This window comes from Actinobacillus arthritidis (assembly GCF_029774155.1).
Classification (GTDB): domain Bacteria; phylum Pseudomonadota; class Gammaproteobacteria; order Enterobacterales; family Pasteurellaceae; genus Actinobacillus; species Actinobacillus arthritidis.
In genome coordinates, this window is the sequence record NZ_CP103833.1 from 1,995,063 (window position 1) to 2,016,215 (window position 21,153).

15 protein-coding genes, 2 tRNA genes, 2 rRNA genes and 3 pseudogenes are annotated in these 21,153 nt (G+C 40.5%); 11 read left to right on the plus strand and 11 right to left on the minus strand.

Translation table 11 applies throughout. The annotated features are described in order from the left end of the window. Positions 1-12 precede the first annotated feature (12 nt). The 6 genes from rrf (NYR89_RS09530) to NYR89_RS09555 all read left to right on the plus strand — a co-directional run bounded on the left by rrf (NYR89_RS09530) (position 13) and on the right by NYR89_RS09555 (position 1,819). Positions 13-128, plus strand: a 5S ribosomal RNA gene (gene rrf, locus NYR89_RS09530). 57 nt (positions 129-185) lie between these two features. Then, positions 186-301, plus strand: a 5S ribosomal RNA gene (rrf, locus tag NYR89_RS09535). A 12-nt stretch (positions 302-313) separates the two neighbouring features. Then, positions 314-390 (plus strand) — tRNA-Asp (locus NYR89_RS09540). Positions 391-440: 50 nt separating this feature from the next. Further along, positions 441-516: transfer RNA gene (locus NYR89_RS09545), tRNA-Trp, on the plus strand. A gap of 117 nt (positions 517-633) precedes the next feature. After that, positions 634-1,527 (plus strand): site-specific tyrosine recombinase XerD, encoded by an 894-nt coding sequence (xerD, locus tag NYR89_RS09550; protein WP_279445618.1) that lies wholly within the window; start codon positions 634-636, stop codon positions 1,525-1,527. Between the two features lies 1 nt (position 1,528). Beyond that, positions 1,529-1,819 carry a DUF5389 family protein gene (locus tag NYR89_RS09555; RefSeq protein ID WP_279445619.1) on the plus strand — a complete coding sequence of 97 codons (291 nt, stop codon included), beginning with the start codon at positions 1,529-1,531 and terminating at the stop codon, positions 1,817-1,819. A gap of 27 nt (positions 1,820-1,846) precedes the next feature. On the opposite strand, the gene tilS is transcribed toward NYR89_RS09555, so the two are convergent. From tilS to xylF, 5 genes are all read right to left on the minus strand, one after another. Further along, positions 1,847-3,121 carry a tRNA lysidine(34) synthetase TilS gene (gene tilS, locus NYR89_RS09560; protein WP_279445620.1) on the minus strand — a complete coding sequence of 425 codons (1,275 nt, stop codon included), beginning with the start codon at positions 3,119-3,121 and terminating at the stop codon, positions 1,847-1,849. Positions 3,122-3,263: 142 nt separating this feature from the next. Next, positions 3,264-4,706 (minus strand): D-xylose transporter XylE, encoded by a 1,443-nt coding sequence (gene xylE, locus NYR89_RS09565; RefSeq protein ID WP_279445621.1) that lies wholly within the window; start codon positions 4,704-4,706, stop codon positions 3,264-3,266. 264 nt (positions 4,707-4,970) lie between these two features. Next, complete coding sequence (locus NYR89_RS09570) at positions 4,971-6,098, minus strand: sugar ABC transporter permease (protein WP_279445622.1); 1,128 nt, start codon at positions 6,096-6,098, stop codon at positions 4,971-4,973. 3 nt (positions 6,099-6,101) lie between these two features. Then, on the minus strand, positions 6,102-7,616 hold the full coding sequence (gene xylG / locus NYR89_RS09575) for a D-xylose ABC transporter ATP-binding protein (protein WP_279445623.1): 1,515 nt from the start codon (positions 7,614-7,616) through the stop codon (positions 6,102-6,104). Between the two features lie 60 nt (positions 7,617-7,676). Continuing rightward, complete coding sequence (xylF, locus tag NYR89_RS09580; RefSeq protein WP_279445624.1) at positions 7,677-8,681, minus strand: D-xylose ABC transporter substrate-binding protein; 1,005 nt, start codon at positions 8,679-8,681, stop codon at positions 7,677-7,679. A gap of 246 nt (positions 8,682-8,927) precedes the next feature. Between xylF and xylA the strand changes: the two are divergent. From xylA to dnaJ, 4 genes and pseudogenes are all read left to right on the plus strand, one after another. After that, positions 8,928-10,245 (plus strand): annotated as a pseudogene (gene xylA, locus NYR89_RS09585) (xylose isomerase). 200 nt (positions 10,246-10,445) lie between these two features. Beyond that, positions 10,446-11,891, plus strand: a complete 1,446-nt coding sequence (gene xylB / locus NYR89_RS09590; RefSeq protein WP_279445625.1) for a xylulokinase — start codon at positions 10,446-10,448, stop codon at positions 11,889-11,891. A 274-nt stretch (positions 11,892-12,165) separates the two neighbouring features. Next, a complete protein-coding gene (dnaK, locus tag NYR89_RS09595; RefSeq protein ID WP_279445626.1) occupies positions 12,166-14,064 on the plus strand; it encodes a molecular chaperone DnaK in 1,899 nt (632 codons plus the stop codon). A 230-nt stretch (positions 14,065-14,294) separates the two neighbouring features. Further along, positions 14,295-15,436: pseudogene (dnaJ, locus tag NYR89_RS09600) on the plus strand (molecular chaperone DnaJ). Between the two features lie 42 nt (positions 15,437-15,478). Here dnaJ and prmA read toward each other — a convergent pair. The 5 genes and pseudogenes from prmA to tldD all read right to left on the minus strand — a co-directional run bounded on the left by prmA (position 15,479) and on the right by tldD (position 18,754). Further along, positions 15,479-16,360 carry a 50S ribosomal protein L11 methyltransferase gene (gene prmA / locus NYR89_RS09605; protein ID WP_279445627.1) on the minus strand — a complete coding sequence of 294 codons (882 nt, stop codon included), beginning with the start codon at positions 16,358-16,360 and terminating at the stop codon, positions 15,479-15,481. A gap of 82 nt (positions 16,361-16,442) precedes the next feature. Beyond that, positions 16,443-16,910, minus strand: coding sequence for a GNAT family N-acetyltransferase (locus NYR89_RS09610; RefSeq protein ID WP_279445628.1), 468 nt, complete (start codon positions 16,908-16,910; stop codon positions 16,443-16,445). A 2-nt stretch (positions 16,911-16,912) separates the two neighbouring features. Further along, a complete protein-coding gene (locus tag NYR89_RS10980) occupies positions 16,913-17,044 on the minus strand; it encodes a type II toxin-antitoxin system TacA family antitoxin (RefSeq protein WP_279445629.1) in 132 nt (43 codons plus the stop codon). Further along, positions 17,010-17,174 carry a type II toxin-antitoxin system TacA family antitoxin gene (locus NYR89_RS10985; RefSeq protein WP_279445630.1) on the minus strand — a complete coding sequence of 55 codons (165 nt, stop codon included), beginning with the start codon at positions 17,172-17,174 and terminating at the stop codon, positions 17,010-17,012. The genes NYR89_RS10980 and NYR89_RS10985 overlap by 35 nt, the downstream gene beginning before the upstream one ends. A 120-nt stretch (positions 17,175-17,294) precedes the next feature. Then, positions 17,295-18,754: pseudogene (gene tldD / locus NYR89_RS09625) on the minus strand (metalloprotease TldD). Between the two features lie 171 nt (positions 18,755-18,925). On the opposite strand from tldD, the gene NYR89_RS09630 reads away from it, so the two are divergent. After that, entirely contained in the window at positions 18,926-20,098 is a 1,173-nt protein-coding gene (locus NYR89_RS09630; protein WP_279445631.1) for a XylR family transcriptional regulator, read from the plus strand. Positions 20,099-20,190: 92 nt separating this feature from the next. Here NYR89_RS09630 and murQ read toward each other — a convergent pair whose 3' ends face one another. After that, on the minus strand, positions 20,191-21,105 hold the full coding sequence (murQ, locus tag NYR89_RS09635; RefSeq protein ID WP_279445632.1) for an N-acetylmuramic acid 6-phosphate etherase: 915 nt from the start codon (positions 21,103-21,105) through the stop codon (positions 20,191-20,193). Positions 21,106-21,153 lie beyond the last annotated feature (48 nt).

Here is a 21,153-nt window from a genome sequence, read left to right on the forward strand (position 1 = left end):
TAAACCGAATTTCCCGACGACAATAGTGCGGTTGTCCCACCTGACTCCATTCCGAACTCAGAAGTGAAAAGCCGTTACGTCGATGGTAGTGTGGGGCTTCCCCATGTGAGAGTAGAGCATCGTCGGGTTTTTATTACCTTAGCTTATTTTAACTAAGTGAGTTAAGTTAATAAGTACAGAATTTGATTAACAGCCATAGTGCCGTGGCTCTACCTGAATCCATTCCGAACTCAGAAGTAAAACGCGGTAACGCCGATGGTAGTGTGGGGTTTCCCCATGTGAGAGTAGGGCACTGTTAATCTACTAAATTTGCGGAGCGGTAGTTCAGCTGGTTAGAATACCTGCCTGTCACGCAGGGGGTCGCGGGTTCGAGTCCCGTCCGTTCCGCCACTTATCTAAAAGCGAGTTGGTTACTCGCTTTATCTATATATAATACCAATAGGGGCGTAGTTCAATTGGTAGAGCACCGGTCTCCAAAACCGGGTGTTGGGAGTTCGAGCCTCTCCGCCCCTGCCATATTTAAGAAGCCGATTAGTTTACACTAATCGGCTTTTTGTATATTTAGGTTTTCTTTAAATTTAAACCAATGCTTTCTGTTAAAATAAGAAAATATTTTTATATGCTAGTCGTCCTATGAAAAAGTTAGATCCCATTATTGAACAGTTTTTAGATAGTTTATGGCAAGAACATGGATTATCTGAAAATACATCGGTTTCATATCGTTTAGATTTAGAACGTTTCTCTGAATGGTTGCCTACGCCTGAAGCATTTTTGACTCTAGATCATTTTGATTTACAAGCATTTCTTGGAGAAAGATTAGAACAAGGTTATAAAGCAACAAGTTCAGCGCGTATGTTAAGTTGTTTGCGTAAATTTTTCCGCTTTTTATATACAGAGAATTATCGTCAAGATGATCCTACAGTCACTTTAACTTCTCCTCGTAAGCCAGCACATTTACCTAAATCTTTAAGTGAAGAACAAGTAATGGACTTATTGGATTGTCCGAATACCTTAGACCCTATTGAATTACGCGATAAGGCTATGTTGGAATTGTTATATGCAACAGGCTTGCGAGTGACAGAACTTGTTTCTCTCAGTATAGATAACTTGAGCCTACGTCAAGGTGTTGTTCGTATTGTGGGGAAAGGGGATAAAGAGCGACTAGTACCAATAGGTGAAGAAGCGAGTTATTGGATTCAAGAGTTTTTTCAGCATGGGCGAGCAATATTACTGAATAACCTGCAATCGGATATCGTCTTTCCGAGTCGTAGAGGGCGACAAATGACACGCCAAACATTTTGGCATAGAATAAAGCATTACGCTGTATTAGCTGGAATTGATAGTAAAAAACTTTCGCCACACGTTTTACGTCATGCATTTGCTACGCATTTAGTGAATCACGGTGCGGATTTAAGAGTCGTACAGATGTTGTTAGGACATAGTGATCTCTCTACCACACAAATTTATACTCATGTTGCTAAAGCACGTTTAAAATCATTACATCAACAATTTCATCCTCGAGGATAATATGCAGAAATCATCATCTAAATTCAATTGGGCATTAGCCTTCTTTTGCTTACCTTCTGCCTTATGGCCGCTTGCATTGCTGATTTCACCAAAATTTTCCAGTTTAGCGTTAACTCCTACACAGATTAATTGGTTTTCGACCGCTTTTTGGATTTATCCATTCGTATTATTTGTGATAGCGTTAGTTTTATATAAATTACACCAATCAAAAAAAGCGTTAGCTCGAGGTTTATTGCTACTTTCGCTGATCATATTTTATGCTTTACTTGGCTATATTATTCAAACGTTATAATCTAAAAACCTGCGAGAGCAGGTTTTTTTAATTGCATAGAAAAACTAACTGATCGCCCCAAAAGATAAGAGGTGTTTGTTTTCGTAACCAAACGGGTACTTGTGCTTGTTGGTAGAGCTTTTTCATTTCTTCTCGCATTGGTTTGCCATACGGTTGCACTTTTCCCTGATGTGCTAACTTTACTTGAAACGAGGAATTAACCAATTCCTTTGGTAGTAACAAGCGATCTAGTTTGTCTGATTTTTTGTAAATAATTTGGTTTCCTAAATGTTGTAACTCGCCAATTTCATACGGTAGTTTCAACGTTTGATGTGTTAATAATGGCTGACAGAAATCATCTAATGCCAATAATTCGCCGGTTAAATACAGGTGATTTTGATAACGGCGTAACCAATAATTTGCTAGTTTAATTTGTGGATTTTTATCTGCATTTGCAAATATCATTTGATTAATCACTTGATCCAACTGTGCGGAACTTGGCATCTGCACGCCACATTTGTCTAGCCATAAACGAATCAGTTGTTGTTGTTTTGCCAAAGAAAATTGTGGGAAATCTGCAATATTTAACCATTTTTGTAGAAAGTTTGCATAACGGTTCAATTCTTGAGAAAGTAATTCTTCTAATAAGGCTTGCTGTTCTGCACAATGCTGTGCGGAACGTGCCACCATTTGATTGAAATGTTGCCAACGTTGGTTCAGCACAGGCAGTACTTCGTTGCGTAAAAAGTTACGATCATAATGATTATCCTGATTACTTTCATCTTCAATCCAAGTTAATTTTTGTTGATCCGCATATTGCTTAATTTGCGTCTTATCTACGCAGAGAAGCGGTCTGAAAATAGTAAAATTTTGCCAAAATCCGACCGCTTGCATAGCGGATAACCCTTTGATTCCGCTACCGCGTTTTAAGGCAAGTAAAAATGTTTCAGCTTGATCATCAAGATGATGAGCGGTTACAAAGATCTCATCAGCTCGAATAATTTCGCTGATTGCCTGATAACGAGCAATTCTTGCACCGGCTTCGATACCTTCGCTACTGTCTACCGAAACTTTTTGCAAAATAAACGGAATTTTTAACTGCTTGCAAAATTGTTCACAGAAAGCGACCCAACTGTCGGCATTCGGACTCAGTCCGTGATGAATATGTACTGCTCTGATATTTATGCCCAATTTTTCTGAAATGTGCATCACAGAATGTAATAACACTACCGAATCAATGCCACCACTTAATCCAATTAAAAAATGAGATTGGTTCGGAACATAGATATTAAATTGGTGAGTAAGTAAATCAATAGAATACATAAAATGATGTAGATTAGACTGAACATAAAAAGATTCTACGCTTTTTGGGTCAAGAAACCAAATAGGAAGTTTGTGATACTAGGTAAGATAAAAGGCGGTTAATTCAAGTAAGATTTAACCGCCACTCTATCGATTTAAGGAACTAATTTTTCTTCCAAAGTAATTCTAATTCTTCTAAAGTTTTTCCTTTTGTTTCTGGCACAAATTTCCACATAAATAATGCTGCTAGCACACTCATTACACCATAGACCCAATAAGCAAAGCCATGATTAAAATGTTCGACTAAGTAAGAACTTTTATCCATCATTGGGAAGGTCCAAGAAACGATGTAATTGGCAATCCATTGTGTTGCAACGGCAATTGCAAGTGCTTGGCTACGAATCGCATTTGGGAAAATTTCAGCAAGGAGTACCCAACATACCGGTCCCCATGATACCGCAAAAGAAGCGACATAAAATAGCATACCGGTCAATGCAACTCCGCCTGAAAGGTTAGCATAGAAGGCTGTGCCAAGTACAAGCATACCCATTGCCATACCTAATGCACCGATAATTTGTAATGGTTTACGACCATATTTATCTACGGTAAAAATTGCAATTAAAGTACAGGAAAGATTGATAGCACCCATTAAAATGGTTTGTAGTAAAGCATTATCCGTGCTTGAACCAAGCGATTTAAAAATTTCTGGAGCATAGTAAAGCGCGACATTAATACCTACGAATTGCTGGAATACAGAGAGTAAAATACCAATCACTATTACACCGATACCGAATGAAAGTAGTGGTGTGCTTTGAACAACTCTATGTTCTAAAGAGGCTAGAATATTTTGTAATTCTTTTTTGCCGGATTGTTCTCCCAATAATTTTAATAATGTAATCTCAGCTTGTGAGAATTTGTTTTGTAACACTAGCCAGCGGGGGCTTTCCGGTACAAAGAAGAGAAGAATTAAAAATAACCCTGCCGGTACAACTTCAGAGAGGAACATATAACGCCAGCCAACCGTATCCAACCAAGCATGATCTCCACTTAATGCAATAAAATAATTCACGAAATAGACGACCAATTGTCCTGCGATAATCGCAAATTGGTTAAATGACACCATTTTTCCTCGTATATGAGCCGGTGCAATCTCAGCGATATACATAGGAGAAACCATTGATGCAATACCTACACCGATACCACCAATAATGCGATAGATAACAAATTCAGTGAGGAAATTACTTAAATAAGTTGGTATGTCTGTTTCATCAATATCTCGTAAGCCAAATTCCGGATATGCGGATCCTAACGCTGAGATTAAAAAGAGAATAGCGACAATAAGTAATGCTTTTTTACGACCGAATTTACTACTCAAATAACCACCGCAAGCACCGCCGATGATACAACCGATTAATGCACTGGCAACGCAGAAGCCTAAGAGTGAATTTGCTGAAATTTCAGGTAGACCTTTTGGCTGAATAAATACGGTATCTAATGACGCCACTGTGCCTGAAATAACGGCGGTATCATAACCAAATAATAAGCCGCCTAAAGTTGCTATTAATGTAATCCCTATCACATACATATTGGTTTTTGGTGTGGACATTGTGAATCTCCTTAAATAGATTATGTCGCTATATGTTTATCTATTTTTCACATTCTTTATTCTTATCTCAATTTCTAAAAATGTTTTTAGTATTACGTTTTTTCATTTTTGTGATCTGGATTGCAAAATGCTAAATAATAAGAAAATCAATAGGATATAAAAAAGCATATCTTGTTTAAAAGATATGCTTTTGAAAAGTGTTGATAAACAGCGGTCATATTTCTGCAAATTTTTGCACAAAATTGACCGCTTACGTTTACTTAATTAAGCTTTTTTCTTACTCATACTATCCGCCCAGACTGCAAGCAATAAGATGGCACCTTTTACAATGTATTGCCAGAAAGTTGGAACGTCTAACATACTCATACCGTTGTCGAGTAAGGCGATAATGAACGCACCGATCACCACACCATAGATAGAGCCGATACCACCGGCTAAACTTGCTCCACCGATAACACAAGCGGCAATCGCATCAAGTTCAGCATTTTGTCCGGCTGAAGGTGCACCAGCGCCTAAGCGAGAACTTAAAATTAAACCGGCGATACCGACTAATAAACCGTTGATTGCAAAGATCAGTAATTTCACTTTTTCTACCGCAATCCCTGATAAACGAGCGGCATCAATATTGCCACCAATGGCATAGATATGACGGCCGAATGCGGTTTTACGTGCGATAAATGTACCGGCAATCGTGAGTAAAGCGAGTAATAAAACTGGGAATGGTACGCCACGGTAGTCGTTAAGTAAATAAATCGCACCAAGTACCACGATTGCTACCAAACCGTATTTCATGGTTTCTTTACTCATAGTCGGCACATTGAGATTTAAGTTTTGGCGTGCTTTACGTTGGTAACTGCCCCAAGCAATGAATAACAACATACCGAGTGTGCCTAAAACCATTCCCACTGTATCAGAAAGATAACCTTGACCAATAACAGTCATATCTTGGCTGATAGGTGAAACGGTTGTTCCGTTAGTTAAGCCGATGAGTACACCACGGAAAGCAAGCATACCGGCGAGCGTGACAATGAAAGACGGTACTTTTTGATAAGCCACCCACCAACCGTTCCAAGCACCTAATAATAAACCGAGTGAAAGGGTAACAATGATAGTGACAGAAAGTGGCCAACCCCACCACACATTCGTGATAGCCGCAAAACCACCGAGTAAGCCCATCATCGAACCGACTGATAAATCAATTTCTGCCGAGATAATCACAAACACCATACCGATAGCAAGAATCCCAGTAATGGATGTTTGGCGGAGTAAGTTAGAGATATTTCTCGCACTGACATAAGCCCCGTCGGTAGCAATGGAAAAGAATGCCATAATCACAATAATGGCAATCAACATAATATACACTTGTAAATTAATTGATTTTAATTTGTTCATAGGTTACTCCTTAAGGGCGGCTTCCATCACTTGTTCTTGGGTTAAATTATGATTAATTAAATCTGCTTTGATTTTGCCTTGGTGCATAACAAGCACACGATCACTTATACCTAGCACTTCTGGTAATTCTGATGAGATAACAATTACAGCCATTCCTTGTTGAGCAAGTTGGTTAATTAATTTATAAATCTCATATTTTGCACCAACATCAATGCCTCGGGTCGGTTCATCTAAAATCAGAATTTTAGGATTGAGCAGTAGGCATTTCGCTAAAATTGCTTTTTGTTGATTACCGCCGCTTAAACGTCCGATAGCAAGATCCGGTGAAGAGGTTTTTACCGTAAGTTTAGCGATAGATTGGTTAATAATGGTTTCTTCTAACGGTTCATTAATCACTTTTTTGCCGAAACAAAATTGCGGTAATGCGGCTAATGTAATATTTTTACCGACACCCATAATCGGTACAATGCCGTGTTTTTTACGATCTTCCGGCACCATTACAATATTTTTCTCAATCGCTTGAGCACAATTTCTAATTTGGACTTTTTGTCCTTCTACATAAATATCGCCTTGATATTTTCCTAAATAAGAACCGAAAATACATTGTGCCATTTCAGTGCGACCTGAGCCGACCAGACCTGCCACACCAAGGATTTCACCTCGTTTTAGCGAAAAACTGGCATTATCTACCCGTTTGATATGCGTATTGGTTGGATGCCAAGCGGTGATATTTTCCACTCGTAAAATTTCTTCACCAATGTCGTGTGGTTCGTGTGGATAAAGTGAAGTAATTTCACGACCGACCATCATAGTGATAATGTCATCTTCACTCATTCCTTTTGCTGGGCGAGTGCCGATATATTCGCCATCACGAATCACACAGATATTGTCTGAAATCGCTTTGACTTCATTCAGCTTGTGCGAAATATAGACGCACGCAATATTATGTGCTTGTAAGTCCTTGATAAGATTGAGCAGAATTGCTGTTTCGGTTTCAGTCAAAGATGCAGTTGGTTCGTCTAAAATTAATAAACGTACTTGTTTATTTAACGCTTTAGCAATTTCGACTAATTGTTGTTGACCTAAGCCTAATTCGGAAACTTTAGTATTCGGGTCGATATTTAGCTGTACTTGTTCCAATAAGGTTTTACAGCGTAGGTACATTTCATTATCGTTTGTTATGCCATAGTTTTTCATCTCGTTGCCTAAAAACATATTTTCAAGCACGGTCATATTTTTCACGAGAGTTAATTCTTGGTGGATAATGGAAATGCCTTTTTCTTCGGTATCTTTGATGTTTTTAGCGGTGAGTTTTTCGCCTGAGAAATAAATCTCACCTTCATAATCACCATATGGATAAATGCCACATAACACTTTCATCAGGGTCGATTTGCCTGAACCGTTTTCACCACAGAGAGAAAGTACCTCGCCGGATTCTAATGAGATAGAAATATTGTTAAGGGCAACGACATCACCAAACCGCTTGGTAATATTTTTCATTTCTAATAATTGAGCCATAATCCTTTCCTCTAGTTAAAAAATGTGCGGTATGACTACCGCACAGGATTTTAGAGCTAATTATTTACCATATACTGCTTCTTTAGTGTGGAAGCCATCTTTAATCACAGTGGTATCAATATTCTCCTTGGTTACCACAACAGGCTCTAATAAGTAAGCCGGTACATCTTTTACGCCATTATTTAGGGTTGAATTTGATTCCACCTTCTCGTCTTTACCTAAAGCAACGGAAAGTTCTGCGGCTTTATCAGCAAGGTTTGTAATCGGTTTATATACGGTCATTGTTTGTGAACCGTCAATAATACGCTTGATCCCTGCGATGTCTGCATCTTGACCGGAAATCGCTACTTTACCAGCCAGACCTTGCGCGCTAAGTGCTTGGATTGCACCACCAGCGGTTGCATCGTTGGAAGCAACCACTGCATCAATGTTGTTTTTGTTAGCAGTTAAAGCATTTTCCATAATTTGTAAGGCTTTTTCCGCAAGCCATGAATCTACCCATTGGTCTCCCACTACTTTGATTTTGCCACTATCAATATGCGGTTGTAGAACTTTCATTTGACCTTTACGGAACAATTTCGCATTGTTATCTACCGGGGAGCCACCCATTAAGAAATAATTACCTTCCGGTTTTTTCTCAATAATACTTTTTGCCTGTAATTCGCCTACTTTTTCATTATCGAAGGATACATAGAAATCAATATCCGCATTATTAATTAAGCGGTCATAAGCTAATACTTTTACACCTTCTTTTTTCGCTTCGGAAATCACGTTAGAAAGCACTTCACCGTTAAATGGAATAATCACTAATACATCAATATCTTTATTTAACATATTCTCAATTTGAGAAATTTGTGCGGTTGCATCACCATTGGCGGATTGCACAAACACTTTTGCACCTAATGATTCCGCTTTTTTTACGAAGATATCGCGGTCTTTTTGCCAACGCTCTAAACGAAGATCGTCAATAGACATACCGATTTTTAGATCTTTGGCAATGGCGGTTTGACCTAAAGCTAATAAGGTTGTTGCGGCTACTGCTAATAACTTAGATTTAAGTTTCATAGAACACCTCTGATTGGTTTGTGAGTAAAAAATAAGCGGTATTGCTTTGTGTGCAGTTTGCGTAGATTTTACATAAGGTGCAATTATCAGATTTAGTAATAGCATTACGTTTTTTCGCTTTTGTGATCACGACCACAATAACCAATTATCAAAATGAAAAAACAAAATAACGTAATTGAACCACTTTTTAATTTTTATCATTATGCTCTCGTTTTCAAAATCCATTGATTCACAGGAGAATTAATTATGTCTAACTATTTCGATAAAATTGAGAAAGTAAAATATGAAGGTGCTAACTCAACCAATCCTTTTGCTTTTAAACATTACAATCCGAACGAAGTGATTTTAGGCAAAACCATGGCAGAACATTTACGTTTAGCAGTGTGTTATTGGCATACTTTCTGCTGGACAGGAAATGATATGTTCGGCGTAGGTTCTTTAGATCGTAGTTGGCAAAAAACAGGTGATTTACTCGAAGGTGCAAAACAAAAAGCGGAAATTGCCTTTGAATTCTTCCAAAAATTAGGTGTTCCTTACTACTGCTTCCACGATGTGGACATTGCACCGGAAGGCAATTCATATAAAGAATATGTACATAATTTCCACACTATAGTGGATATTCTTGAGAAAAAACAAGCGGAAACCGGTGTGAAATTATTATGGGGTACAGCAAACTGCTTTACCAACCCACGTTATATGTCCGGTGCGTCAACCAATCCAAATCCTGAAGTGTTCTCTTGGGCAACATCGCAAGTATTTAACGCAATGAATGCAACCAAACGTTTAGGCGGTGAAAACTATGTGTTATGGGGTGGTCGTGAAGGTTATGAAACTTTATTAAATACCGATTTAAAACGTGAACGTGAACAAATCGGTCGCTTTATGCAAATGGTGGTGGAACATAAACATAAAATCGGCTTTAACGGTACGTTATTAATCGAACCGAAACCGCAAGAACCGACTAAACACCAATATGACTATGACGTGGCAACCGTTTATGGCTTCTTAAAACAATTCGGTTTAGAAAAAGAAATCAAAGTAAACATTGAAGCAAACCACGCAACCTTAGCCGGTCATACTTTCCAACACGAAATCGCAACCGCGCGGCATTAGATATTTTCGGTTCGATTGATGCTAACCGTGGTGATCCGCAATTAGGTTGGGATACCGACCAATTCCCGAACAGCGTGGAAGAAAATACGCTTGTAATGTATGAAATCTTAAAAGCAGGCGGTTTTACTACTGGTGGTTTCAACTTCGATGCGAAAATTCGCCGTCAAAGTACAGACCCGTATGATTTATTCCACGGTCATATCGGTGCGATTGATGTGCTTGCACTTTCATTAAAACGTGCGCGAAAATGATTGAAGACCAAACTTTACAAGGTATTGTGGATCAACGTTACGCAGGCTGGAACGGCGATTTAGGTCAGCAAATTCTTGCGGGTAAAGCAAGCCTTGAAGATTTAGCGAAAATCGTTGAAAGTAAAGCGCTTGATCCGAAACAGGTTTCAGGTCAGCAAGAATACTTAGAAAATTTAGTGAATAATTATATTTATCGTTAATTATTATTTATTGTAGGGGGACAAGATCCCCCTCTTTAGTAAAGAGGGGTTAGGGAGATTTGTTTAAAAGGTTAATTTACATTGTTTAAGTAAGTCTTTTTGCAATATGGTGTATTTTATTTCATTGATTATGCTTATATCGCAATCAAACCTCCCCCAGCCCCTCTTTTCTAAAGAGGGGAGTTCTCTTAGGAGGCTTTATGTATATCGGAATTGATTTAGGTACCTCAGGCGTTAAAGTCGTTTTACTCAATGAATCTCAAGAAATCATCGCAACCACCCATCAATCTTTACCTATTTCTCGTCCTCATCCGCTTTGGTCGGAACAAAATCCGGAAGACTGGTGGCATGCAACCAATTTAGCCATGCTCGCTTTGGCACAACAGCAAGATTTAACCGCAGTTAAAGCGATTGGCTTGACCGGTCAAATGCACGGTGCGACTTTATTGGATAAACATGATCAAGTATTGAGTCCGGCAATTTTATGGAATGACGGACGTAGTTTTGCAGAATGTGCTGAATTGGAGTCATTAGTGCCGAATAGCCGTGAAATTACCGGTAATTTGATGATGCCGGGCTTTACCGCACCGAAATTAAAATGGGTGGATAAACATCAGCCGCAAATCGCCGAACAAGTAGATAAAGTCTTATTGCCGAAAGATTATTTACGTTTACGTATGACCGGTGAATATGCTTCCGATATGTCGGATGCCTCCGGCACAATGTGGCTGGATGTCGGTAAAAGAGAGTGGAACCAGGCATTATTGAATGCGTGCGGGCTTGATGTGAATAATATGCCTAAACTGTTTGAAGGCAACCAAATTACCGGTTATTTACGCCCTGAATTGGCAAAAAACTGGAAGTTAAATACCGTTCCGGTAATTGCCGGGGGCGGCGATAATGCCGCCGGAGCTATCGGTATCGGGCTTTACCAAGCCGGACAAGCGATGTTATCGCTCGGTACGTCAGGGGTATATTTTGTTGTAACCGATAAATTTAGTGCCAATCCGCAAAAAGCGGTACACAGTTTCTGCCATGCGTTACCGGATCGTTGGCATTTGATGTCGGTCATGCTCAGCGCCGCATCAGCGGTCGATTTTGCCCAAAAAGTTACCGGTATTAGTGATATTAAAACGCTATTCCAACAAGTTGAAAATTGTAACCAAGCGAGTGATGCGATTTTCTTACCTTATCTATCAGGCGAACGCACACCGCATAATGACCCTTATGCAAAAGGTGTATTCTGGGGCTTAACCCATAACGATAACCCGATTACCATGGCAAGATCGGCAGTAGAAGGGGTAAGTTTTGCGTTAGCAGATGGCATTGACGTGTTACACGAAACCGGTGTGAAGGCGGATAATATCGCTCTGATCGGTGGCGGAGCAAAAAGTGCTTATTGGCGCCAATTATTGGCGGATATTACCGGCAGAACCTTTGAATATCGTACTGGTGGTGATGTCGGTCCAGCTCTGGGAGCGACGAAATTAGCACAGATTGCCTTAAATCCGAATGAAGATATTGCTAATTTCTGTCAGCCGTTACCGCTTGAAGCGGTTTACCAACCGAATCGCGACAAGTTTGCCGAATACCAAGACAAGCGGTCAAAATTTGCTGAAATTTATCAAAGATTAAAAGGTCTTTAATGCTCGGAAAGCTAGCCCGTTCAGTATGGACGGGCTTTTTTATCCATTTTATTCAAAAATCTTACAAAAATTTATTTTACGCCCTTGATCATTTCATTTTCATCCCTATTTATTGTTTCGTCTGAACGGGAACGTTGAACGTCCCGTTTCTTTTTTCAAAAATACTTGCAAGAAAATTTCAAATTTAGCCTTGAAAAGTTGTGAAAGAACACCATCTTGTGGGTAACGTTACGAAAACGTAATCAAACAAATTTATATTCAGAGGAATTTTAAAATGGGTAAAATCATTGGTATTGACTTAGGTACAACAAACTCTTGTGTAGCGGTAATGGACGGTGACAAAGCACGTGTAATCGAGAATGCGGAAGGCGCACGTACAACTCCGTCAATCATTGCTTATACGGATAACGAAACTTTAGTTGGTCAACCGGCAAAACGTCAGGCGATTACAAACCCGAAAAATACATTATTTGCAATTAAACGTTTAATCGGTCGTCGTTTTGAAAGTGAAGAAGTACAACGTGATATTAAAATTATGCCTTTCGAAATCACTCGTGCTGACAACGGCGATGCGTGGGTAAACGTAAAAGGCGACAAATTAGCACCACCGCAAATTTCAGCAGAAGTGTTGAAAAAAATGAAAAAAACAGCGGAAGATTTCCTTGGTGAAGCGGTAACTGAAGCGGTTATCACTGTACCGGCATACTTTAACGATGCGCAACGTCAAGCGACAATTGATGCAGGTCGTATCGCAGGTTTAGATGTTAAACGTATCATCAACGAACCGACAGCGGCGGCGTTAGCGTTCGGTTTAGGTTCAACTAAAGAAAACCAAGTGATCGCAGTTTACGACTTAGGTGGTGGTACATTCGATATCTCAATCATCGAAATCGATAACTTCGACGGCGAACAAACATTCGAAGTATTAGCAACCGGCGGTAACACTCACTTAGGTGGTGAAGACTTCGATAACCGTGTAATTGACTACATCATTGACGAGTTCAAAAAAGAACAAGGCGTTGATTTACGCAACGACCCAATGGCATTACAACGTGTGAAAGAAGCGGCGGAAAAAGCGAAAATCGAACTTTCTTCAGCACAATCTACTGAAGTAAATCTTCCGTATATCACAGCAGATGCAACAGGTCCTAAACACTTAGCGATCAACGTAACCCGTGCGAAATTAGAAGCGTTAGTAGAAGATTTAGTCGCAAGCTCAATTGAGTCACTTAAAACCGTATTAAAAGACGCAGGTAAATCAGTGAATGAAATCAACGACATTATCCTCGTTGGTGGTCAAACACGTATGCCGTTAGTACAACAAAAAGTGGCTGAATTCTTCGGTAAAGAAGCACGTAAAGACGTGAACCCGGATGAAGCGGTAGCAATCGGTGTTGCGGTTCAAGGCGGTGTATTAAAAGGTGATGTAAAAGACGTTCTTTTATTAGACGTTACGCCATTATCTTTAGGTATTGAAACCATGGGCGGCGTGATGACCGTGTTAATCGAGAAAAACACTACGATTCCAACTAAGAAATCACAAGTGTTCTCAACAGCGGAAGACAACCAATCAGCGGTAACCATCCACGTATTACAAGGTGAACGTAAACAAGCGTCTGCAAACAAATCTTTAGGTCAATTCAACCTTGAAGGTATTAACCCGGCACCACGTGGTATGCCGCAAATCGAAGTTACTTTCGATATCGATGCGAACGGTGTAATCAACGTATCTGCGAAAGATAAAAACACAGGTAAAGAACAACAAATTCGTATCCAAGCGTCTTCAGGTTTATCTGATGAAGAAATCGAACAAATGGTTCGTGATGCGGAAGCAAACGCAGAAGCGGATAAAAAATTCGAAGAGTTAGTTCAAGCACGTAACCAAGCAGACGGTATCGCACACGCAACTCGCAAACAAATCGAAGAAGCGGGTTCGGCGTTAAATGCAGACGATAAAGCGAAAATCGAAGTGGCTATCGCTGACTTAGAAAAAGCGGCGAAAGGCGATGATAAAGCGGAAATCGATGCGAAAACTGAAGCGTTAATTAAAGCATCTGAACCTTTAATGCAAGCGGCTCAAGCTAAAGCGCAAGCAGGTGAACAACCGCAACAATCTGCAAAAGATGACGGCGTAGTGGATGCTGAGTTTGAAGAAGTGAAAGATAATAAATAATCTTTTACGCTCAAATCGTAAAATCAAAGGGCGTGGCGACACGCCCTTTTGGTGTATATGACAAGTTCCCCCTCTTTAGAAAAGAGGGGTTAGGGGAGATTTGATAATGATGTCAAATTCTCTAATGAGTTAAAGTTGTCTCTGCCAAATCTCCCCCTGCCCCTCTTTGCTAAAGAGGGGAGTTTATGACTAGCGGTCAAATTTCCGTAAAATTTTACAAACGAAACACTATGGCAAAAAAAGATTACTACGAAGTCCTTGGCTTACAGAAAGGGGCGAGTGAGAACGATATTAAACGTGCTTATAAACGTTTAGCATCAAAACACCACCCGGATAAAAATCAAGGCAGTAAAGAAGCAGAAGAAAAATTTAAAGAAATCAACGAAGCCTATGAAGTGTTAGGCGATGCTGAAAAACGTGCCGCATACGATCAATATGGCCACGCGCTTTTGAACAAGGCGGTGGTGCCGGCGGATTTGGCGGTGGCTTCGGCGGAGGCGGTTTCGGTGGCTTTGAAGACATCTTTAGCGAAATGTTCGGTGGCGGATTTGGCGGCGGTGGTCGCCGTAATCGTGTTGTACGTGGCGATGATTTACGTTACGACATTGAAATTTCACTGGAAGAAGCGGTTAAAGGCTGTAAAAAAGATATTCGCATTTCAACATTAGCTGAATGTGATACTTGCCACGGCTCAGGTGCGGAAAAAGGTTCGAAAGTAGAAACCTGTTCACATTGTCACGGTTCAGGCAGAATCCGCCGTCAGCAAGGTTTCTTTGTGACGGAAGCGGTTTGTCCGAGCTGTCACGGAAGCGGTAAGAAAATTGAAAAACCTTGCAAATCTTGCCACGGTGACGGACGTGTTCAGAAAGCGAAAAACTTATCGGTCACTATTCCGGCTGGAGTAGACACAGGTAACCAACTTCGTTTATCCGGAGAAGGTGCGGCAGGCGAGAACGGTGCGCCGGCAGGTGATTTATACGTAGTGATTCACGTTCGTGAACACGATATTTTTGAGCGTGACGGTTCAAATCTTTACTGCGAAGTGCCAATCAGCTTCACGATGGCGGCATTAGGCGGTGAGATTGAAGTGCCAACGCTTGATGGCAAATTAAAACTGAAAATTCCGGCGGAAACTCAAACCGGCAAATTATTCCGTGTGAGAGGTAAGGGTGTAACAAGCCCACGTGGCGGTTATGCCGGCGATTTGATTTGCAAAGTAGTGGTGGAAACGCCGATTGCATTAAATGACGAGCAAAAAGACTTATTACGTAAGCTGGAAGAAAGTTTAGAAGGTAAAAGTAAGCATCGTCCACAACAAGAAGGCTTTTTAGATAGCGTAAAAAACTTCTTTTCAAATCTAGGTAAACACTAAAATTTAAGGGCTGTTCATTATCTGAATCAGCCCTTGTTTTTTTTATTTCTTAATGCCGGTAATACGGCACCACTCTTCTTTTTCTACCACCGGATCAAGATTGAAGTCCGGTGCATAGGCTTCGCAAACCGATTCCGCTTGCGTTGCTAAAATACCGGATAAACCTAAATCACCTTGTGGTTTCACCAACGTAATAATATTTGGTGCAAGCTCTTTCAGCGGGCCGGCAAGAATATTCGCCACCACCACATCGGCTTGTAAATCTTGCGGTTGATCTTTCGCTAAGAATAACTGTAAACGATCCGCCACACCGTTTGCTTCGGCGTTATTGGTTGAAGCTAAAATCGCCTGCGGGTCGATATCAATCCCGATCGCTTGTTTTGCACCGAGTTTAAGTGCTGCAATCGCCAAAATACCGGAACCGCAACCAAAATCGATCACCGTTTTACCTGCTAAATCTAAGCTATCTAACCATTGTAAACAAAGTGCGGTAGTCGGGTGTGTACCGGTACCAAACGCAAGACCCGGATCAAGCATTACATTCACCGCATTTGGATCCGGCACTTCACGCCAACTTGGGCAAATCCATAAACGTTTACCGAATTGCATCGGGTGGAAGTTATCCATCCACTCACGTTCCCAGTCTTTATCTTCGATTTGCTCAATCTTATGTGCAAAATCCGCTTCAACTAAACGGCTGGCAATTAATGCTTCCACGATTGCTTTCATATCGGTTTCCGCATCAAATAAACCCACTACGTCCGTATTGCCCCATAAACGGGTTTCACCCGGTAACGGCTCAAAAATCGGCGTATCTTGACTGTCCATAAAGGTTACCGACACCGCCCCGATTTCTTCTAAAAAATCACTGATTTGTTCAGCCTGTTTATCCGTACTATTTAAACGAATTTGTACCCATGCCATATTATTTTTTCCTTATTTTTATCTGCTTTCCTTAAACGAAAACCGATAATTTGTAAAATATCAGTCAAAAATGACCGCTTGTTTAGAGTTTTAACATTAAAACCATCTCATCAATGGGTGAACATGAAAAACCATACTTTAAATAAAATTGTTTTGCTTGCGGGTTTAACGCATGAACAAGCAATGCTTTTACCCCGATTTGGTTCGCTACCGTCTTCGATTTTAAGACCGCATCTTTTAACATTGATACGCCTAACTGCTTACCTTGTGCCGAACAATCGACAGCTAATCTACCTAAAATAATCACAGGAATCGGATCGGGCATATTACGTCTTAATGCACCTGCAACAAACTGACGACTCACCGAACCGGCAGATAAACAATAAAATCCCATCACCTGTTTATTATCATCACACACAACAAAGGTTTTACTGGCATTATTTTGCTGATTTTTCAATGCAGTACGTTGTAGCCATTGGTCTAGCACGACCTCACCGCATTGAAAATGTCGCACAATATGTTGCTCGGAAAGCGACTCCGGTGCATGCATTTTTACTCCCACACCGCTTTGGTATTTAACAGTTTATCTAACCCCGGATTATCCGTTGTCGGTTGCTCTAACAATCGGTTAAATTGCTCGAAAGTCTGCTCATTTAATTGGAAAACAGTACGATCTAAAATCACATTTTGGGCAAACTTGGCATGCGGTTTCTAACATAAAGTCAGAACGAGTTTTACCTAAAATACTTGCCGCATAATCAATTAAATCACGTTGATCAGGCATCGCTCGTAAATTAATTGGTGCAGTTCTCATGCTTCCTCCACTTCCAAAGATACACAACAGATATACATCTTAAAAGATTTAACGAAATAAGGCAATAACCATCGCTTTAGTATAAAAAACAGCAAGATCGTTGAATCTTGTCGCCTTTATTTACCCTCGTCCGCCAACCGTAATCTTATCTAATTTCACTGTCGGTTGACCTACACCGACCGGTACGGATTGCCCTTCTTTACCGCAAGTGCCGATACCTGGGTCGAGTTCCATTTTCTTACCGACCATTGAAACCTGCCGCATAGCGTCAATACCGCGCCGATTAAGGTTGCGCCGGTAACTGGTTTGGTGATTTTACCTTTTTCGATTAAGTAGGCTTCTGCGGTTGAGAATACGAATTTACCCGACGTAATATCCACCTGACCGCCGCTGAAATGTGGTGCGTAAATACCATAATCGACCGATTCAATCATTTCTTCAAATTCGTGATTGCCTTCTGTTAAATAGGTATTGGTCATACGAGGCATTGGTAGATGTGCATAAGACTCACGGCGACCATTACCGGTCGGTGCAACTCCCATTAAACGGGCGTTAAGTTTATCTTGAATATAACCTTTCAAAATACCGTTTTCGATCAATATGTTACGTTGCGAAGGCACACCCTCATCATCCACCGTAATCGAACCTCGCATATCCGCTACTGTGCCGTCATCAACGATAGTGCAAAGCGGCGAAGTCACTAGTTCGCCAATTTTGCCGGTAAATAGTGATGATTCTTTACGGTTAAAGTCGCCCTCTAAACCGTGTCCGACTGCTTCATGAAGTAAAATGCCCGGCCAACCCGCACCTAATACAATCGGCATCGTGCCAGCCGGTGCAGGCATTGCGCCTAAATTAACTAATGCCATACGCACCGCTTCTTTCGCTAAATAAACCGCTCGAGTATCACCGGTCATTTCACCGTTAACCACCTGCGGTTCAAAGAACCAATTTAAGCCGAAACGTCCACCGGCACCGGCAGAACCACGCTCACGTTTACCATTTTCTTCTACCAATACCGAAACTGATAAACGCACTAATGGGCGAATATCCGCCGCAAGCGTGCCGTCTGTTGCCGCCACTAACATCTCTTCATAAACCGCTGAAAGCCCTGCATTAACTTGAATCACTCGAGGATCTTCCGCACGTGCAACTTTATCGACTAAATGCGGCAGTTCTACTTTTTGCTCACGGCTTAACGTATCTAACGGATTGACCGACGCATAACGTTTGATCGCATTCGTTTGTTTGAAACTTTTTACCGATAATTGACCGCTTGCATTAGTAATCGAGCGAGTCGCGGTGGCACATTGTTCAAGCTGGCTCAAGCCGATTTGGTCTGCATACGCAAAACCGGTTTTCTCGCCCGATGCCGCACGTACACCGAAACCACGGTCAATATAAAAACCGCCCTCTTTGATTATCGAATCTTCTAACGACCAGCTCTCGTCTTGACTGAGTTGAAAATAGAGATCTGCATAATCGATTTGTCGATTCTCAAAATGATCAAGCACTTTACTCAAGTGCGATAATTCAAGTCCGCTTGGTAAAAGCAAACTTTCTGAAACTTGATTTAACATTGTTTTTCTCATATAGCAAAAATTCTTACCATTTTATACTAAACGGACGATTTTCCCAAAATAACAAGCGGTTAACTTTTCTGAAAATGTGGTAAAAATGGCGATTGCTTTTTTATAACACACATAAAATATGATATTGTAGAGCTATGAATCATCTGGATTAATCGTATTATGGAAAAAAATTCTTTTCGTATCGCCTTATGTTTTAATGCAAATAAAGTTTACGATCGCCAAGTGATTGAGGGGATTGGGCAATATATTCAAGCCTCTCAATGTACCTGGAATATTTTTATGCAAGATGATTTCACTTACCATAAAAACGATATGGAAGGGTTATTAATTGACGGTATTATTGCTGATTTTGATGATCCTGAAACTGCGATATTATTAACTGAGTTAAATATTCCCGTCATTGCTGTGGGTGGTTCCTATAAAAATCCGGATTACTATCCACAAATTCCGTATGTGGCAACTGATAATTATGCTTTAGTAGAAATGGCATTGTTACATCTCAAACAAAAAGGGATTAATCAATTTGCCTTTTATGGTATTCCGAGTGAAGCGGAAAAACATTGGTCGGTTGAGCGAAAAAATGCCTTTATCGATTTAATGGAAAAGTATGAGCATCAAACGAATATCTATTTAGGGCATCAAGTTGATGCGCAACATTGGCTGGAAGCTCAATCTGCATTAAGTGAGTGGCTATCGTCACTACCGGCACAAACCGGCATTATTGCAGTAACCGATGCGAGAGCCAGACATTTATTACAAGCCTGTGAATATTTAGAGATTGCTGTACCAGAACAGCTTTCGGTGATTGGTATTGATAATGAAGAATTAATTCAGCATCTGTCACGTGTTTCATTATCTTCTGTGGTACAAGGGACGAAACAAATCGGTTATCAGGCGACAAAAATGTTACACCACCTATTTGAAGGCAAAAAATTAAGCCATTCGCCGGTATTGATTCCGCCTTTACGAGTTGAGCAACGTCGTTCTACTGATTTCCACGCATTTCAAGATCCTTTCGTGATTCAAGCTATGCACTATATTCATCATCACGCCAGTAAAGGCATTAAAACCGAGCAAGTGCTTGATCATTTAAGGATTTCTCGTTCAAATTTAGAACAACGCTTTAAACTAGAGTTAAACAAAACCATTCATCAGGTTATTCACGAAGAAAAACTGAATCGAGCTAAGTATATGTTGCAATTTACCGATATCTCTATTCAGGAAATTTCAGAAGTTTGCGGTTATCCTTCATTACCTTATTTTTATGCGGTCTTTAAGAAAGAATATGATTGCACGCCTAAGAGTTTTAGGGATATGAAAAATAATTTGTAGATAAGTGAATAAGAAAGGAAACTTGCTCGACCAATGAAAAATTTCCCAAGCAAGTTTGTTAAATGACAGCAAAATTTAACCGCTTTTCGTTGCTATTTTGCTAGTGCCTGACGCAATTTCCCTTGATGCTCGGATAGTAATTGTTCGGCAGTTGCTTTATCTGAATCACTTAAGATCATCATAATCGCTAATTTTGCATTATTTTCAGCGATGTTTAGCGCATTTTCGGCAACGGTTCGATCACATTCAGTCGCTTCCATCACAATTTTAATTGCTCGAGCTTTGAGCTTTTCATTGCTTGCCTGCACATCAACCATTAAATTGGAATAGCATTTGCCGATCATTACCATTGATGCGGTAGTCAGCATATTCAACACCAGCTTTTGTGCCGTACCAGATTTCATACGGCTTGAGCCGGTCAGCACTTCCGCTCCTACCACCGTATCAATTGCAATCTCTGCAATTTGTGCCATTGCCGAATTCGGGTTGCTGGCAATCGAAACCGTGATTGCGCCTAAAGATTTGGCATATTCCAACGCACCGATAACATAAGGCGTGCGTCCGCTTGCCGCAATGCCGACCAATACATCTTTTGGTGAAAAATTGACCGCTTGTAAATCGACTTTACCTCGTTCAGTATTATCTTCCGCGCCTTCAATCGGGTGACGTAATGCACGTTCGCCCCCGGCAATAATGCCGACCACCATTTCCGGTGAAACGCCGTAAGTCGGTGGACATTCCGAAGCGTCTAATACGCCTAAGCGCCCGCTAGTGCCGGCACCGATATAGACTAAACGCCCACCATTTTGGAACGCTTGCACGATTTTTTCGACCGCTTGAGCGATTTTCGGTAAACATTTTTCTACAGCAAGCGGGACTTGTTTATCCTCATGATTAATCACTTTCACTAGCTCAAGTGCAGAGAGTTGATCGATATTCATTGAGTTAGGATTGCGTTGTTCGGTAAGCATTTTTGACAACGCAGTTAATAAATTTTTTTCTGACATTTTTATCTCCAACCACCTTTTACTTTTGGTGTTTTATACAAGTGAGGA